Below are 17784 nucleotides of genomic sequence, written 5' to 3' on the forward strand. Positions count from 1 at the left end.
GCCTGGCAGTAAGAGGGGAGCGGCGCCGCAGCTATTCCATAATTTTACCGCATGCGCCGCGCGCGGACGAAAAACGGCGGCCGCGCGAGAGGGCGGTGTGCAAGAATTCCTGGAACCCGCGCGGCGCGGGGCGCGTCAAAGGCGGGCATCGCCGATACGGCGGCGTCTGACGCATGACACGGTATTCGGCGTGCATTCCCCGAGCCGATCGGCGCGCACGGCGTTGGGCCGACGGCATCGCGCATTGCGCATGCGTTGAGCGCCCATGCGCTGCGGCGTCGGGCGAACGCTTGTGAACCGATTGCGCGACGTCGCCGATGTGGTCAAATAGCGAGCTTCGGCCGCCGCGGCGCGCCTGAGCGACAGAATTCATCAACCACGTCCGGAGGATTGTTTGGCGGGATGTGCGATCGAAAAGCCGCATCCGCGGCGCGGCGAGACCGGCCTCGGGCGCGGGCACATGGCGTCCATCCGGCGCTGGCTGCGCGCGTGGCTGGCATTCGGCATCGTCATGTCGATGCTGGCCGTGACCGACGCCCACGCGGCGCGGCGCGCGGCCGCCAGCTACAAGGTCGAGATCGAAGCCACGCCGCGTTCGCTGCGCAAGCTGCTCGAGGAGCATCTGGATATCGCGCGGTTCGCCAAACGGCCCGACATCAGCGACGACCAGTTCCAGTTTCTGATTACCGCCACGCCCCAGCAGGTGCGCGACCTGGCGTCCACGCAGGGTTATTTCACGCCGGTGGTACGCACCGACGTGCGAACCGTCGACGATAAAAAGCGCGTCACGGTCAGTGTCGATCCCGGCCCGCTCACCACCATCAGTTCGATTTCGATCTCGTTTCGCGGCGCGGTGCTGACCGAGGACCCGGCGCAGGAAAATACCGCGCGCTTCGCGTTCTCGTTGCACGAGGGCGATCCGTTCTCGCAGGGCGGCTGGGACGACGCCAAGAACGCGGCGCTCAAGGCCTTGCAGGCGCGCCGCTATCTCGGCGCGAAGATCTACCATTCCGAGGCGCGCGTCGATCCGCGCACGCACGAGGCGACGTTGTCGGTCACGTATGAAAGCGGGCCGACCTTCACGATGGGCAAACTCGACGTATCCGGCACGCGGCGCTATCCCGAGCAGATCGTCGACAACGTGAATCCGATTTCGGTCGGCGACATCTACGACGTGCAGCGCGTCGCCGAATTGCAGCGGCAGTTGCAGAACACGCCGTATTACGCGAGCGTCGCGATCGACGTGGACAGCGACCCGGCCAAACCGCTCGAGACGCCGATGCACGTCAAGGTGTCGGAGTACCCGTACAACAGCGTGCGTGGCGGCGTCGGCTATTCGACGGACAACGGCCCGCTGATCCAGGGCGCGTACTCGTATCTCGACACCTTCGGCAAGGCGTGGCCGTTCACGATCGAGGGCCGCGTCGACCAGAACCAGCAATACGGACAAATCCAGTTGGCGATGCCGCCGGGGCGGCGCGCGTGGACCAACAGCGTGCTGGCGTCCTACACCACCACCGACGTTTCCGATACGCGCATCTACAGTATTCGCGCCGGCGTGCAGCGCGCCCGTACCTCGCAGTTCATCGACTACAACTACTCGATCCTCTTCTATCAGGACCGTCTCGACCAGAATGCGATTGCGCCGACCACCAGCCGCGCGCTGGTGCCGTCATGGTCCTGGACCCGCCGCCATACCGACGACCCGTTGTTTCCGCGTTCGGGCAACCTGCTTCACGTCGAGGCGGGCTTCGCGGTCAAGGGCGTGCTGACCGACCAGACGTTCATCCGCGGCTACGCGCGCGGTCAGCAGTATCTGCCGATCGGCAAGGAAGACATCGTGCTGCTGCGCGCCGAACTCGGCGGCGTGTTCACGAGCGGCAGTTCGAGCGGCATTCCGGCTTCGCTGCTGTTTCGCGCCGGGGGTTCGAATTCGGTGCGCGGCTATGGCTACCAGAGCATCGGTAATAGCGTCGCCGGTTCGGTGCTGCCCACCAAGTATCTCGTGACGGCGACGGCCGAATATCAGCACTGGTTTACTCACGATTGGGGCGCCGCCGCGTTCTTCGACATCGGCACCGCGACGGATACCTGGGGCGAAAAAGTTTTTTATCCCGGCGTCGGCATCGGCGCGCGCTGGCGCAGCCCGGTCGGTCCGGTGAACGTGGACGTCGCTTACGGCATCCGCAACCAGAGCGTGCGGCCGTATCTGACGCTCGGCATCGCCTTCTGATGGACACCTGCTTCTACATGATCCACGCATGACCACGGACGTTTCCGCTCAATCTTCCGCGCAGCCGCCCGGCACGCCTCCGCCAGGAGAGCCGCCCGGACAACCGCCGCCTGCCGACGCGCCGCCGCCGAGGCGCCGTCTCGGCCGGCTGCTGCTGAAAACGCTCGCGTGGACGGTCGCGGTGTTGGTGCTGCTGCTCGCGCTGGCGCTCGGTCTGCTGTACGGCGCGCTGACGACCGAGCGCGGCACCGCGTACGCGTGGCAGGCGGCGGTCAGGCTGCTGGGCGGCAAGCTCACGGGCACGCTCGAAGGCGGCGCGCTCGCGAACGGCGTGCAACTGCGGCAAGTACGCTGGCGCAGCCTCGACGGCAGCGGCACCGACATCCAGATCGACCGCGTCGCGGGCCGCTGGGGACTCACGCGCGAGCCCTGGCGCTTCGCGATCGACTATCTGCATGTCGGCACGATCGACGCCCGGGTGGGCGCTTCGTCGAAGAGCAGCGAACCGCTGACGCTGCCGCAAGACTTGCGCTTGCCGCTGCAACTCGAGGTGCGCGACGTCCGGGTCGATAAGCTGTTGTTGCGCCAGGGCGGGTCGACGACCGAGTTCTCGCATTTCGCGTTTCATGGCCGCAGCGACGGGCGTCATCATCAAGCCGCGATCGAGCGGCTCGACACGCCGTTCGGCGCCTTGACGGCGACGGCCAGGCTCGATGGCGCGCGGCCGTTTCCGCTTTCCGGCGACGTCGGCTATTCGGGCAAGGTCAACGAGGAAGCGGTTCAGGTGGACGGTCATTTGAGCGGCTCGCTGGAAAATCTGGTCGCCGAACTCGACGCCACCGGCATGAAGCTCGCCGGTCATGCGCGGGTCGAGGCCACGCCGTTCGGCGCGGTGCCTTTGCAGCGCGCCACGCTGACCTTCGATCACGTCAATCCGCAGGCGTTTGCGCCGGGTGCGCCGCTGGCGGATCTGGCGGTGCGGGCGGAGTTGCAGCCGGTAGGGCACGAGGAGGCGCCGGGCGGGGCGGGCGCGGTCGAGCTGGTTCCGGGCGCGGCGAGCGGGACGATGGCGGCGAGCGCTGCCGAGGCCGGCGGAGCTTCCGGTGCGGTGGGCGCCGGCAACGGCCGCGTTGCTCCCCACGCCGCCCAAAAAAGCGCCGCCGGTTTCGCCGTGGCCGGCCACATGTCGATCGTCAACGCCAAACCCGGCGCGATCGACCAGAACCTCCTGCCGCTGATCGACGCCAACGCCGACGTGCGCCTCGACGCCGAGGCGCAGCGCATCTCGAACCTGAACGTCCGGCTCGTGAAGAACGCCACGCTGACCGGCGGCGGCGCGCTGACCGGCAAGCGCGGGCGATTCGATCTACAGGTCGCCGGGCTCGACCTGAACGCGCTGCAGGCAACCGTGCGGCCCACGCAGCTTTCCGGCCCGATCGGCGTCCGTCTGAACGACGACGTGCAAAGTCTCACGCTCGATCTCGTCGATCCAAAAGCGGCGCTGCGCGCGCAAGGCAAGCTGATATTCGATCCGGCCCGCATCGCCTTCAACGACGTGCGCATCACGTCGGGCAAGGGCCGCATCGATCTGTCCGGCGCGCTCAAGCACGACGCGAACTCCAGCTACAACCTGAAAGCGCAACTGACCGATTTCGATCCGTTGACGCTGACATCGCAGATGCCATCGCGCACGCCGGTGACCGGGGCGACGCCGGCGTCGAGGGCCGACAAGGCCAAACAGGCCGCGGCCGAAGCGGGCAGCACGGCCGGCGCCAAAAGCGCGGCCCCAGGCGACAAAGCCGCCGCCGTGGCGAAAAACACCGCGAAGGCCACGGTGAAGTCGGAAGTCGTTCAGCGCAAGACACCGCCGCCACGACGCGGCGCGCCGCCCGTCCGCAAGATCGAGGCACGCGTGAACGGCACGCTCACCGCGGCCGGCATGCTGGCTCCGGTCTTCACCACCAAGGCCGAATTCAAGCTCGGTCCGAGCGTCTACGACGGCCTGCCGCTGACCGGCGGCGGCACGATCCAGCTCGCCGGCTCGCGGATCTTGCCGAGTCGCGCGAATCTGTCGGTGGCGGGCAACCAGGTGGACCTGCAAGGCAGTTTCGGCGCGCGCGGCGACCGGCTGCGTTTTCGTGTCGACGCACCGCAACTGGCGCGCCTCGGTTTCGGACTCGCCGGCCTGGTGGCGGCCGACGGCGATCTCACCGGCTCGTTCGAGCACCCGAATGTCGTGCTGAACTACAAGGCTGACAGCGTGGTGTTCAGCAGCAACCGCGTCGGTCATGCGGAAGGTCATGCGGAACTGCGCGACGGCGCGAACGGCGCGCTGGTCTTCAGCACCGACGCGCGCAACGTGAGCGCGGGCGGCGTCGACCTGGCCACGCTCACGGCGCGTCTGTCCGGCACGCGCGCCAATCACACGCTCGAGGCCGCGGCCACCGGCAAGCTGCAGGACCGTCCGCTCGCTCTCACGCTCGCCGCCAACGGCAAGCTGACCGAAGCCCGCGACGGCACGCGCTGGGACGGCACCGTGACCCGTTTGCAGAACCGCGGCACGCCGGCGCTGAATCTCGAAGCGCCGCTCGCGGTGAGCGCCGGGCCGAGCCGCCTGACCCTCGGCGCGACCCGCCTCACGCTCGAAGGCGCGGTGCTGAGCCTGAAATCGTTCGCCTTCGACCACGGCAAGATTCAGTCGGCGGGCAGCTTGACCGATATTTCGCTCGCGCGTTTGCAGGATCTGCGGCGCGAGGTCACCGGCACGCCGCCCGCCGTCAAGACCGATCTCGTGTTCGACGGCGAGTGGGATTTCTCGCTGGGCAGCACGGCTAGCGGCCACATCCAGTTGAAGCGCCGCGCCGGCGACGTCACGGTCGAAATCGGCCGCGGCCTCGCCTCGCTGGGCATCACCGACCTCAGCGCGCGCGCCGACTTCACCGGCGGCAACCGGCTCAATGCCACCGTGCATGCGCAGGCCAACCGGATCGGCGTGATCGATGCCGACGCGCACACCACGCTCGCGATGCGCGACGGTTTCCTCACCGTGAACGAAGAGGGCCCGCTCACCGGCAACGTGAATGTGAACGTGCCGTCGCTCAAAACCACCGGCGGCCTGTTCGGGCCGAGTTATCTGCTCGACGGCCACCTCGCGCTCAAGCTAGCGCTCGGCGGCACGGTCGCCAAGCCGAACCTGACCGGGTCGCTGATCGGCGACGGTTTGTCCGCGACGCTGGTGGACCAGGGCGTGCAGTTGAAGGACGGCGTGGTGCGCATCGCGCTCTCGCACAATCTGGTCGATTTCCAGCAGGTCGAGTTTCACGGCGCGAGCGGCACGCTGCGCGCGACCGGGCGCGTGCGTCTGGACGGCGCGGAGCCGGACCTGACCGCGAGCATCGTCGCGGACAAGCTCGAGCTGTTCGCGGCGCCGGACCGGAATTTGTCGCTGTCGGGCAGCGCGAGCGTGGCCAACGCCGGCGCACAGGGCGGCATGGCGATCAACGGCAAATTCGCGGTCGACCATGCGTTGTTCGACATGCCGGAAGAGTCCGCGCCGAAACTGGGCGACGACGTGGTGGTGGTGCGCCCGGACGGCACGGTCGCGGGCGAGCGGCCGAAGCCGGTGCCCGGCACCAACAAGCCGGTCGGCCCGTTCGCGCCGCGCGCCAATATCGACATCGACCTCGGCAAGGATTTCCGTTTCCGCGGACAAGGCGCGGACCTGGGCCTGACCGGCACGATCACCGCGATGAGCGCGCCGAATCTGCCGCTGCGCGCGGTCGGCAATGTGCGGGTCACGCCAGGCTCGACGTATACGCAGTTCGGCCGCAAGCTCAACATCGAGAACGGCTTTTTCACGTTCAACGGTCCGGTGGCGAATCCGGGCATCAATATTCTGGCGATGCGCCGCAATCAGCAGGTCGAGGCGGGCGTGCAGGTCACGGGCACGGTTCAGTTCCCGGTGGCGAAGCTGGTGTCGGAGCCGAACGTGCCGGATAACGAAAAGCTTTCGTGGCTGCTTTTCGGCCACGGCACGGACCAGGGCAACAACGTCGGACAGCAAAGCACCATGACGACGGCGCTCGCGCTGCTCGGCAGCGCGAGCGGCAAGCGGATCGCGCAGACCTTTGGGCTCGACGAGTTTTCCATCGGCCGAAGCGAGGTCGGGCTGACCGATCCGCAGGTGGTGATGGTGTCGAAGGCGATCAACGAGTGGCTCGTGATCGGCTATGAGCAGGGGCTGCAGTCGGCGAGCAATGCAATCAAGGCGACGGTCAATCTGACGCGCTACTGGTCCGTTGCGACTTACGGCGGCACTTTCGACGGCGTCGAACTGCTGTATACGCGGCGCTTCGACCGGATCCGGTGGTGATGGCCGGATCGCCGCGAGAGCGGCGCGGCGGGCAACGCCACGTCACGGCATAAAAAAACGGCACGCCTTTGCAGGGCGTGCCGTTTTTTGTTCGTGCCTCCCGGCTTTGAAGCCGGGCGCCGCGCTTCCTTCGGGCTTACTTCACGTTTATTTCACGCGCATGCCCGGCTTTGCGCCGCTGTCCGGCTCCAGCACGTAGAGGCCCGGTTCGGCTTTCTCGTCCGTGGCCGACGCCGCGAGCACCATGCCCTCGGACATGCCGAACTTCATCTTGCGCGGCGCGAGATTCGCGACCATCACCGTCAGCTTGCCGACCAGTTGCTCTGGCTGATACGCCGACTTGATGCCCGAGAACACGTTGCGGGTGTTCTCCTCGCCGACGTCGAGCGTGAGTTGCAGCAATTTGTCCGAGCCTTCCACCGCCTTGCAGTCGACGATCTTCGCGATGCGCAGATCGATCTTGGCGAAGTCGTCGATCGAGATGATGGCGGGTGCTTCGTCTTTGTCGGCAGCGGCGGCCGCTGCTGCCCTTGCCGCCTTCGACTTGTGCTTCGCGTCGGCCGGCGCCGTTTCCGGCGTGGCTTGCAGCGAATCGCGATTGGCCGCCAGCAGCGCCTCGATCTGCTTCGGATCGACGCGCGTCATCAAATGCTTGTACGCGTTGATGGGGCGCGCGGAGGACAGCGGCACGTTGGCGTCGGCCCACACCAGCGGCTCGATGTCCAGGAAGCCTTCGACGGCTTCGGCCAGCTTCGGCAGCACGGGCTTGAGCGCCAGCGACAGCAGACGGAAAGCCTCGATGCTCACGCTGCAGGTTTCATGCAGCGCGTCCGGGTTTGCCGCGTCTTTCGCCTGATCCCACGGCTTGGCGGTGTCGACGTAGGCATTGACCGCGTCGGCCAGGTCCATGGTTTGACGCAGCGCGCGGTTGTACTCGCGCGCCTCGTAGTTCGCGGCGATCTGCGGCACGGCGGCGCGCAGCGAGGCGAGCAGCGGATGCTGCATCGCGCTGTCCCGCACGCGGCCGTCGAAACGCTTGATCAGGAAGCCGGCGGCGCGGCTCGCGATGTTCACGTACTTGCCCACCAGATCGCTGTTCACGCGCGCCTGGAAGTCGTCGAGGTTCAGGTCGAGGTCTTCCATCGTGCTGTTCAGCTTGGCCGCGAAGTAATAGCGCAGCCATTCCGGATTGAGGCCCGTGTCGATCACGCTTTGCGCGGTGATGAAGGTGCCGCGCGACTTCGACATCTTCGCGCCGTCCACCGTCAGGAACCCGTGCGCGAACACGTTGGTCGGCGTGCGGTGGCCCGAAAACTCGAGCATGGCCGGCCAGAACAGCGTGTGGAAATACAGAATGTCCTTGCCGATGAAATGGTATTGCTCGGCGGTCGAGCCTTGGCGGACCCACGCGTCGAAATCCAGCCCGCGTTTTTCAGCGAGGTTCTTGAAGCTCGCGTAATAGCCGACCGGCGCATCCAGCCACACGTAGAAATACTTGCCCGGCGCGCCCGGAATCTCGAAGCCGAAATACGGCGCGTCGCGCGAGATGTCCCAATCGGCGAGCTTCGCTTCGCCGGCGTCGCCGAGCCATTCGCGCATCTTGTTGGTGGCTTCGGGCTGCGCCAGGCCGCCCACCCACGCGCGCAGGAAATTCTCGCAGCGCGGATCCGACAGGCGGAAGAAATAGTGCGTCGACGTCTTGCGGATCGGCGTGGCGCCGGAGACCACCGAATAGGGATTGACCAGTTCGGTGGGCTGGTAAGTGGAACCGCACACTTCGCAACTGTCGCCGTATTGGTCTTTCGCGCCGCACTTCGGACACTCGCCCTTGATGAAGCGGTCCGGCAGGAACATTTCCTTGACGGGGTCGTAGGCCTGTTCGATATCGCGCGCGTCGATCAGGCCGGCTTCTTGCAACGCGAGATAGACGTTCTCGCTGAGAATGCGGTTCTCTTCGGAATCGGTCGTGTAGTAATTGTCGAAGGAAATCCCGAAGCTGTCGAAATCGCGCTTGTGCTCCTGCCACACGCGGTCGATCAACTGTTTCGGCGTGAGCCCTTCCTTTTCCGCGCGCAGCATGACCGGCGTGCCGTGCGTGTCGTCGGCGCCCACGTAATAGACCTCGTGACCGTGCATTCGCAACGTCCGAACCCAGATGTCCGTCTGGATATATTCGACCAGATGGCCAATATGGATTTGCCCATTCGCATACGGAAGGGCCGACGTGACGAGAACCTGGCGACGGCCTGACGGCGCGCCTGCGGAGAGATCGGTTGCGGGTGCTGACATAAGGATGGTGGGAGCCTGCGGTGGGACGAAACGTTGATTCTAGCAGGGCAGGCGCCCGGCGCGGCGCGGGCTGGATCGGCTGGAGGGGCCGTGAAGAAGCGCGACGGTGTATACCGAGCGCCCAAAAAAAACCGGGGCTATTAAACCCCGGAGCAACAACGACAAGAGGAGAATGGTGACGCGGCGGCGATTGCCAGCCACGTACCGTAAAGAGAGACAGCGGATTTTCAGCAGAGTTCGAAATTTTTTACGTTCTCGTGCAGGTTTTCTCCCAGCTCGGTTTTACGGTTCGCGGACGCCCGCGGCACAAGCCCGGCGCCCGCTTCCTCATCCTCTTTCGAGCCGTGACGTCATTGCGTGGCGTGCTGCGCCGTGGCGCGCAGATAGATTTCCACGCGACGGTTCGCGGCGCGGCCGGCTTCGGTGTTGTTGTCGGCGATCGGCTGGTTCGGGCCCATGCCTTGTGCCGACAGGCGTTGCGGCGCGACGCCACGTTGGCCCAGGTAGCCCGTCACGCTTTGCGCGCGGTTGACCGACAGCGTCTGGTTGTACGCCGGCTGGCCGGTGCTATCCGTGTGGCCGACCACCTGAGCGATCAGTTCCGGGTTCTGCTGCAGGGTCTGCGCAAGCTGATCCAGCACCGGCGCAAACGACGGCTTGACCGCGTAGCTGTTCGTGTCGAACGTGACCGAGCTCGGAATGTTCAGCTTGAGCGAGCCGTCCGGCTGCTCGGTGATCTGCGTACCGGTGCCCTTGGTGGCGCCGGAGAGCTTGTTGTGAATGGCTTGCCAGTTGTAGCCGGTGATGCCGCCCACCGCTGCGCCGACGCCTGCGCCGATCGCCGCGCCCTTGCCGCCGCCGAAGATCGCGCCCAGCGCCGCGCCGGTGCCGGCGCCCACGCCCGTACCGACGGCCGTGTTAGTGCCCTGTTGGCTTGCGCAGCCTGCCAGCAGGGAGCCGGCAACGGCGAATACAGCCAGGCGAGTCATGATTTTTGCATTCATTTTTGATTCCTCTTGAGTGAAGCGAGTAACGCGGCGGTTAGCGATCAATCCATTTCGGCTAACGTGACGCGAGTAAAGCGGACTGCTCGACAATACGGAAAATCCTACGCTTTCTAAGTCCCGGTCCGACAGTGAAGCAGGGTCTTGCGGCACGGCTTGGCGCCAGCCACTACAATATTAGCTGGTGTACGCAGCGATGCGACCCCTTCGGCGTTCCGCCTGCCGGAAGGGTGCCCGGCAGGCCGGGTTTTCGCAATGCTGTCTAACAATTTCTTTCAAATTCCGGCGCGCGCGCAGACCCGATTCGCGCCGCGCCGCAAGTGTTCCCACGGAGTGTCAATGAGTATCGATCGGGCTTTGATCGACGCTGCCCTCGCAGCCGTCACCGACCCCAACACGGGCCGGCCCTACGCCGCTGCCAGGAACATCAAGAACGTCGCCGTGGAAGGCGACACGGTCAGCCTCGAGGTGGTGCTCGGCTATCCGGCGAGACGCCAGTTCGAAGCGGTCCGCGCGCAGTTCGCGGACGCGCTGCGAGGCGTGCCGGGCGTGACGAACGCGCGCATCGAAGTGTCGCAGCAGATCGCGGCGCATACCGTGCAGCGCGGCGTGAAACTCTTGCCGAGCGTGAAAAACATCGTCGCGGTGGCGTCGGGCAAGGGCGGTGTCGGCAAGAGCACGACCGCCGTGAACCTGGCGCTGGCGCTAGCGAGCGAAGGGGCGTCGGTCGGCATACTCGACGCGGACATTTATGGTCCGTCGCTGCCCATGATGCTCGGCATCGTCGGCCGCCCCGAGTCGCCCGACGAGAAGTCGATGAACCCGATGACCGGCCACGGCGTGCAGGCCAATTCGATCGGCTTTCTGATCGAACAGGACAACCCGATGGTGTGGCGCGGCCCGATGGCCACGTCGGCGCTCGAGCAACTACTGCGGCAGACCAACTGGCAGGATCTCGACTACCTGATCGTCGACATGCCGCCTGGTACCGGCGACATTCAGCTGACCTTGTCGCAACGCGTGCCGGTGACGGGCGCCGTGATCGTCACGACGCCGCAGGACATCGCGCTACTCGACGCGAAGAAGGGTCTCAAGATGTTCGAAAAGGTCGGCATTCCGATTCTCGGCATCGTCGAGAACATGGGCATGCACATCTGCTCGAACTGCGGCCATGAAGAGCACATTTTCGGCGCCGGCGGCGGCGAGCGAATGGCGAAGGAATATGGCGTCGAGGTGCTCGGCAGTCTGCCGCTCGACATCGCGATCCGCGAGCAGGCCGACTCGGGCCGGCCGACCGTGGTGGCGGACCCCGAAGGACGCATCGCGGAGATCTACCGGTCGATCGCACGCAAGGTCGCGGTTCATATCGCCGAGCGGGCGCGCGACATGACGTCGAAGTTCCCCAACATCGTCGTGCAGAACACCTGACCGGGCGTTTGGGCGAGGCGCCTGTCCGCGCCTATTTGCGCCTGTTTGCGGCTGGTCTCGCGGTATCATGTCGGCTTCACAAGTTCGGCTCGGCGGCCGCAGGGGCGGCCGCCAGGCCGGCAAGAGGATCGCATGGGAAAACGAATCGACGGGCAGGCGGTGCATGCGTTCATCGTCCTGGCTGCCAGCAGTCTGCTGTTATGCGGCTGTAGCGCGTTCCTGAGACCACAGGAAAAGCGCGCCGACGCGCAGTTGCTGCCCACCGTGGGCAACCAGGCGCGCGGCCTCGTTACGTTCATCGAGCGCTCGGACGGCGTGCAGGTCACCTACAATCTCGCCGGCTTGCCGCCCAACAGCGACCATGCGCTGCAAGTCCACGAGCGCGGCGACTGCAACGCCGCCGACGGCTCCAGCGCCGGCCAGGTGTTCTCGCCGGCCGCCGAGCGTCTGAAAGCGGGCGCGCGGGTCGAAGGCGATCTCGGCAATATTCATGCGGATGCGAACGGCGTGGCGAGCGGCTTCATCGTCGCGCCGGACGTGTCGCTCGACGGTATCCGCTCGGTATTGCAGCGCGCGGTGCTGCTGCATCACGATGCGACCGACCCCTATGCGTATCCGCAGCATGGCGCGGGCTCCGCGCTCGCCTGCGGTTTGATTCGCCAGTGAGCGGCGGGAGTTCGATCTCCTTGCGGGCGGCCTTTGGAAGCGCGGCCGGTCATGTCTGATCGCGCGTTGGATTGTTTCTCCGGCGCACCCGCGGCAGTCTTCGTGATCGCGTAAAATGAGCGCCTTTCGTTGAGGCCGCCTGGCCCAAGGCGCGTAGGCGGGAATCCAGCCAGGCTCCACATGGCGCGGCGGCGCGGCGCTTGAAGCCCGCGGTAGCCCGCCAGTAGCCCGCCGCGAAAGTTACCCGTTGAAACCGGGCCGTTATCCGTCACCCTGTCATTCACGTCGAGCAGCGTTCACCTATGACCATCAAATCCGACAAGTGGATCCGGCGCATGGCCGCGTCGCACAACATGATCGAGCCGTTCGCGCCCGATCAGGTCCGCGTCTCCGAAGACGGCCGGAAGATCGTCAGCTACGGCACGTCGAGCTACGGTTACGACATCCGCTGCGCCGACGAATTCAAGATCTTCACGAACATCAATTCGACCATCGTCGATCCGAAGAACTTCGACGAGAAGTCGTTTGTCGATTTCAAGGGCGACGTCTGCATCATCCCGCCGAATTCGTTCGCGCTCGCCCGCACCGTCGAATATTTCCGTATTCCGCGCAGCGTGCTGACCGTGTGCCTCGGCAAGTCCACCTATGCGCGCTGCGGGATCATCGTCAACGTGACGCCGTTCGAACCGGAATGGGAAGGACACGTCACGCTCGAATTCTCGAATACGACACCTTTGCCTGCCAAAATCTACGCGAACGAAGGCGTCGCCCAGGTGCTGTTTTTCGAAAGCGACGAGATTTGTGAAACGTCGTACGCGGATCGCGGCGGCAAATATCAAGGTCAGCACGGCGTCACGTTGCCCAAGACGTAACGCCGGCAGCGCACTGATCCACCAGCTATACGGGGTGACCGCTGCAATTGACAGAATGCAGCGGTCGTTCTTTTTGGAGAATCGCCCATGAAGTTTCGTTTTCCCGTCGTCATCATCGACGAAGATTTCCGCTCCGAGAACATCTCGGGTTCCGGCATCCGGGCTCTGGCCGAGGCAATCGAGAAAGAAGGCGCGGAAGTGCTCGGGCTGACGAGCTATGGCGATCTGACGTCGTTCGCGCAGCAGTCGAGCCGCGCCTCGTGCTTCATCCTCTCGATCGACGACGACGAGCTGCTGCCCTACGTCGATAACGTCGTGGTGGAAGGCGAGACGCCGGAGCTGGCCGCCGCGATCGTCGCATTGCGCGCGTTCGTGGCCGAAGTGCGCCGCCGCAACGCGGACATTCCGATCTTCCTGTACGGCGAAACGCGCACCTCGCGCCACTTGCCGAACGACATCCTGCGCGAGTTGCACGGCTTCATCCACATGTTCGAGGATACGCCGGAGTTCGTCGCGCGCCATATCATCCGCGAGACCAAGGTGTACCTGGATTCGCTCGCGCCGCCGTTCTTCAAGGAACTGGTGCAGTACGCGGAAGAAGGCTCGTACTCATGGCACTGCCCCGGTCACTCGGGCGGCGTCGCGTTCCTCAAGAGCCCGCTCGGCCAGATGTTCCACCAGTTCTTCGGCGAGAACATGCTGCGCGCCGACGTGTGCAATGCCGTCGACGAACTCGGCCAGCTGCTCGACCACACCGGGCCGGTCGCCGCGTCCGAGCGCAACGCCGCGCGCATTTTCAGCGCCGACCACGTGTTCTTCGTGACCAACGGCACGTCGACCTCGAACAAGATCGTCTGGCACGGCACGGTGGCGCCCGGCGACATCGTGCTGGTGGACCGCAACTGCCACAAGTCGATCCTGCACGCGATCACGATGACCGGTTCGATTCCGGTGTTCCTCACGCCGACGCGCAACAATTTCGGCATCATCGGCCCGATTCCGCGCAGCGAATTCGAGCCGGAAAATATTCGCAAGAAGATCGAGGCGAATCCGTTCGCGCGCGAAGCGCTGGCGAAAAACCCCAATCTCAAGCCGCGCATCCTGACCATCACGCAGAGCACCTACGACGGCGTGATCTACAACGTCGAGATGATCAAGGGAATGTTGGGCGAATGGCTCGACACGCTGCACTTCGACGAAGCGTGGCTGCCGCACGCCGAATTCCACGAGTTCTATCAGGACATGCACGCGATCGGCGCGGGGCGCCCGCGCATCGGCGCGATGGTGTACGCCACGCACTCCACGCACAAGCTGCTGGCCGGCATTTCGCAGGCGTCGCAGATCGTCGTGCAGGATTCGAAGAACAGCCGCTTCGACAAGCACCGCTTCAACGAAGCGTATCTGATGCACACGTCCACCAGCCCGCAGTACGCGATCATCGCGTCGTGCGACGTGGCCGCCGCGATGATGGAAGCGCCGGGCGGCACCGCGCTCGTCGAGGAATCGATTGCCGAAGCGCTCGACTTCCGCCGCGCGATGAGCAAGGTCGACGCCGAATACGGCGACGACTGGTTCTTCAAGGTGTGGGGCCCTGACCAGTTCGCCGAGGAAGGCATCGGCTCGCGCGAGGACTGGATGCTGCGCCCGAACGACCCGTGGCACGGTTTCGGCCCGCTCGCCGACGGCTTCAACATGCTCGACCCGATCAAGGCGACCATCGTCACGCCGGGTCTCGACATGGACGGCGGCTTCGGCGAATCGGGCATTCCCGCCGCGATCGTCACGAAGTACCTGGCCGAGCACGGCATCATCGTCGAGAAGACCGGGCTGTATTCGTTCTTCATCATGTTTACGATCGGCATCACCAAGGGCCGCTGGAACTCGATGGTGACCGAGTTGCAGCAGTTCAAGGACGACTACGACAACAACCAGCCGCTGTGGCGCGTGTTGCCCGAGTTCGTCGCGCATCATCCGATGTACGAGCGGGTCGGCCTGCGCGATCTGTGCCAGCAGATTCACAGCGTCTACCGTGCGAACGACATTGCGCGCCTGACGACCGAGATGTACCTGTCGAGCATGGAACCGGCGATGAAGCCCTCCGACGCGTTCGCCAAGCTCGCGCACCGCGAGATCGACCGGGTACCGATCGACGAACTCGAAGGCCGCGTCACGTCGATTCTGCTGACGCCGTATCCGCCGGGCATTCCGTTGCTGATTCCGGGCGAGCGCTTCAACCGGACGATCGTCAATTACCTGCGTTTCGCGCGTGAATTCAACGAGCGCTTCCCCGGTTTCCACACGGACATCCACGGGCTGGTCGGCGAAACGATCAACGGGCGCATCGAGTACTTCGTCGATTGCGTGCGCGCCTGACGATGCGGACGATGAGGTTCCTGTGGAGCGTCGACGGCTGGCGGCGCGGGTTCGGCGCGCTGGTTGTCGCGTTCGCGCTCGGCCTCGTGCTCGGCGCCGCGTCCTCGGCGGCGCGCGCCGAAGTCGCCGCGGCCGATCCGATCGACGCGTCGATGCGTACCTGTCTCGCGCGCAGCGACATGTCGTCGGCGGCGGGGCAGGTGCAGTGCATGGACACCGCTCGAATCGCCTGGAAAACCGCGATGGACAACGCGTGGCAGCAGCTTCAGCAAGGCTTGCCGCCGGCGCGGCGCAAGCAGTGGGAAAAGAGCCAGGCAAGCTGGCAAGCGTCACGCGATGCCGAGAAGCAATTGCTCGCGGCGGTGTTCGCGACGACGCGCGGCACGAGGTATGTGCTGGCCGAAGCCGACATGCAGTTGCAGCCGGTGCGTGACCGGGCGCTCGCGCTGCGCGGCGCGGTGGCGGGGATCAACGCCGGTGGCGATCCGCCGCGCCGTCCGCGTGCGTGCGGCGCGGATGCGCGGTGCGAACATGCGATGTTCGATCTGAACCGTTATTACCGTCGCTTGCAGTCGAAGATGCCGGTGCATTCGCGATCGACGCTGACGCGGGCGCAGAAGGCGTGGACCGTGTATCTCAATGCGAGTACGCCGTTGCTCGATGAGCGTGGCCGGATCGATGTGATTGGCGCGAGAGTCGCGACGATTAAGCGGTTGTCGGAGACGGTGGGGAATGATTAAGGTGGGTGGTGCACTGCGGGCGGGGGGCTTGCTGTGTTTGGGCCTTTTCTTGATTTGTTAGTGGTCTATTAGCGTTGCCCCTGTGCGGGGCGGCACCTACTTTTCTTTGTCGGCCTGTACAGACCGGAGACATAGCTGACAGGTGTGCGAGGACATGGTTGACACTTCCGGGTACGAAAACGCCCGGTCCCGACCATGCCCTGGAACGCAAGAGACACCATGAGCCTCAGACAGGAATTTGTTCATCTGGCCAGTCAGCGCACGCTCACGGTCACCGAACTGTGCGAGCGCTTTAACATCAGCCGGCAGACCGGCTACAAATGGCTCAGACGTGGCGAGGACGCGCTGGCGGATCAGTCGCGGCGCCCTGCCAGCAGTCCCTCGAAGACCACGGTTGAGATGGAGCAGGAGGTGGTGCGCCTGCGTCAGGCACACCCGCGCTGGGGCGGCCGCAAGATCAGCCGGCGCCTGCGGGATCTGGGCTTTGAAGCGGTGCCGCAGCCCAGCACCGTGACAGCCATCCTGCACCGGCACAATCTGATCCTGCCGGCCGGTTCAGCGATGAGTGAACCCTGGAAGCGCTTTGAGCACGAGCAGCCCAACGTCCTCTGGCAGATGGACTTCAAGGGACACTTCGATACCCTCGAGCAGGGGCGTTGTAGCCCCCTGACGGTGCTCGACGACCATTCGCGCTTCAGCATCCTGCTGCGCGCCTGTGGGCCAACCGATACGGCCACGGTGCAGGCGGGCCTGCGCGAGGCATTCGGCCACTACGGCCTGCCGTTGCGCATCAACACCGATAACGGTTCGCCATGGGGTTCACCGGGCAGCCCGGGGCAGCTCACCGAACTGGCCGTCTGGCTGATCCGGCTGGGGATCCGCATCAGCTACAGCCGGCCTTACCATCCGCAGACCAACGGCAAGGACGAGCGGTTTCACCGCACGCTGAAGGCCGAAGTGCTGAACGAACGGAGCTTCGCCACCCAGCAGCACGTGCAACGCGAACTGGACCGCTGGCGCACCATCTATAACTGCGAGCGCCCGCACGAGGCGATCGGCATGGACACTCCGATGAGCCGTTACCAGCCGAGCCCGCGGGCGTTTCCATCGGTCCTGCGCGAGCCGGAGTACGGCCCGGATGACGTGGTGCTGCGGGTCAAGGCAAATGGCGAGCTACGCTTTGAAGGACGGCGCCTGAAGGTCTCGAAAGCACTTTACCGGCTGCCGGTTGCAGCACGCGCAAAGGACGGCGAAGACGGCGTATTTGAATTCTGGTTTGCCCATCACCGCATCCTCACCCTTGACCTGAGGAGCGAAAACCGCTGACCATAAAGTGTCAACGATGTCCTCGCACGTTCGTCAACCATGTCTCCGGTCTGTACACCGGCCGCAAAGAAAAGTAGGCAAAAGAAAGCGGCTCACACCGCTAATTTTTAAGTGGGTCCCCTGGCTTGGAGGGGATCGTGGTGCATCTGGAATCCGTGCTCTCGCACACTCCGCGTTCGTGACAAGGCAGTCATACTTCCCGCCTCGCGCTGCGCGCTCGCCGGAAGGGTCTGCCTTGCAAACCAGGGGCATCGCTCGCACGCAGTTGGGAGCCGTCGGCTTCGCCTCGGCGTGGCGCCGAAAGTCGCGCCGTTCAGTTGCGCGCGACAGAGGGCAAGCACGAGTTGAATGGAAGCACCGCTTAGTCGAGAAGCGGCGCATGGTTTAGTGAAGTAGCGCCTAAAGCTACGCGTGGTTTGATGCAGTACCACATAGCGTCAAAAGCGCCGCGCGGTTTGATGAAGCACCGCGACGGCGCGCG

The 17784-nt window shown here is 65.0% G+C and carries 10 protein-coding genes; 8 read left to right on the forward strand and 2 right to left on the reverse strand.

The genetic code is table 11. The features are described 5' to 3' along the window. Window positions 1–394 precede the first annotated feature (394 nt). Window positions 395–2233 (forward strand): autotransporter assembly complex protein TamA, encoded by a 1839-nt coding sequence (locus tag CUJ90_RS03765; protein WP_114162020.1) that lies wholly within the window; start codon window positions 395–397, stop codon window positions 2231–2233. Between the two features lie 28 nt (window positions 2234–2261). After that, window positions 2262–6605, forward strand: coding sequence for a translocation/assembly module TamB domain-containing protein (locus tag CUJ90_RS03770; protein ID WP_114162021.1), 4344 nt, complete (start codon window positions 2262–2264; stop codon window positions 6603–6605). A gap of 147 nt (window positions 6606–6752) precedes the next feature. Here CUJ90_RS03770 and metG read toward each other — a convergent pair whose 3' ends face one another. Together metG and CUJ90_RS03780 are read right to left on the reverse strand one after the other, a co-directional pair. Continuing rightward, window positions 6753–8894 carry a methionine--tRNA ligase gene (gene metG / locus CUJ90_RS03775; protein ID WP_114162022.1) on the reverse strand — a complete coding sequence of 714 codons (2142 nt, stop codon included), beginning with the start codon at window positions 8892–8894 and terminating at the stop codon, window positions 6753–6755. 350 nt (window positions 8895–9244) lie between these two features. After that, the gene (locus CUJ90_RS03780) at window positions 9245–9898 is read right to left on the reverse strand and encodes a YiaD family glycine zipper/OmpA-like lipoprotein (protein WP_073431981.1); all 654 of its coding nucleotides are present in this window, start codon (window positions 9896–9898) and stop codon (window positions 9245–9247) included. 339 nt (window positions 9899–10237) lie between these two features. Here CUJ90_RS03780 and apbC point away from each other — a divergent pair, with 339 nt between their 5' ends. The 6 genes from apbC (at window position 10238) to CUJ90_RS03810 (ending at window position 17303) form a co-directional block, all read left to right on the forward strand. Continuing rightward, a complete protein-coding gene (apbC, locus tag CUJ90_RS03785; RefSeq protein ID WP_073431982.1) occupies window positions 10238–11326 on the forward strand; it encodes an iron-sulfur cluster carrier protein ApbC in 1089 nt (362 codons plus the stop codon). 132 nt (window positions 11327–11458) lie between these two features. Further along, window positions 11459–11992 carry a superoxide dismutase family protein gene (locus CUJ90_RS03790; protein ID WP_073431983.1) on the forward strand — a complete coding sequence of 178 codons (534 nt, stop codon included), beginning with the start codon at window positions 11459–11461 and terminating at the stop codon, window positions 11990–11992. Window positions 11993–12294: 302 nt separating this feature from the next. Beyond that, a complete protein-coding gene (gene dcd, locus CUJ90_RS03795; protein WP_012432068.1) occupies window positions 12295–12864 on the forward strand; it encodes a dCTP deaminase in 570 nt (189 codons plus the stop codon). A gap of 87 nt (window positions 12865–12951) precedes the next feature. Further along, complete coding sequence (locus tag CUJ90_RS03800; protein ID WP_073431984.1) at window positions 12952–15237, forward strand: arginine/lysine/ornithine decarboxylase; 2286 nt, start codon at window positions 12952–12954, stop codon at window positions 15235–15237. Window positions 15238–15248: 11 nt separating this feature from the next. Beyond that, window positions 15249–15977 (forward strand): lysozyme inhibitor LprI family protein, encoded by a 729-nt coding sequence (locus tag CUJ90_RS03805; RefSeq protein WP_244219967.1) that lies wholly within the window; start codon window positions 15249–15251, stop codon window positions 15975–15977. A gap of 195 nt (window positions 15978–16172) precedes the next feature. Beyond that, a complete protein-coding gene (locus CUJ90_RS03810) occupies window positions 16173–17303 on the forward strand; it encodes an IS481 family transposase (protein ID WP_114161853.1) in 1131 nt (376 codons plus the stop codon). Window positions 17304–17784: the final 481 nt, after the last annotated feature.

It is taken from the genome of Paraburkholderia terricola, from assembly GCF_003330825.1.
In the GTDB taxonomy this organism is placed as follows: Bacteria; Pseudomonadota; Gammaproteobacteria; order Burkholderiales; family Burkholderiaceae; genus Paraburkholderia; species Paraburkholderia terricola.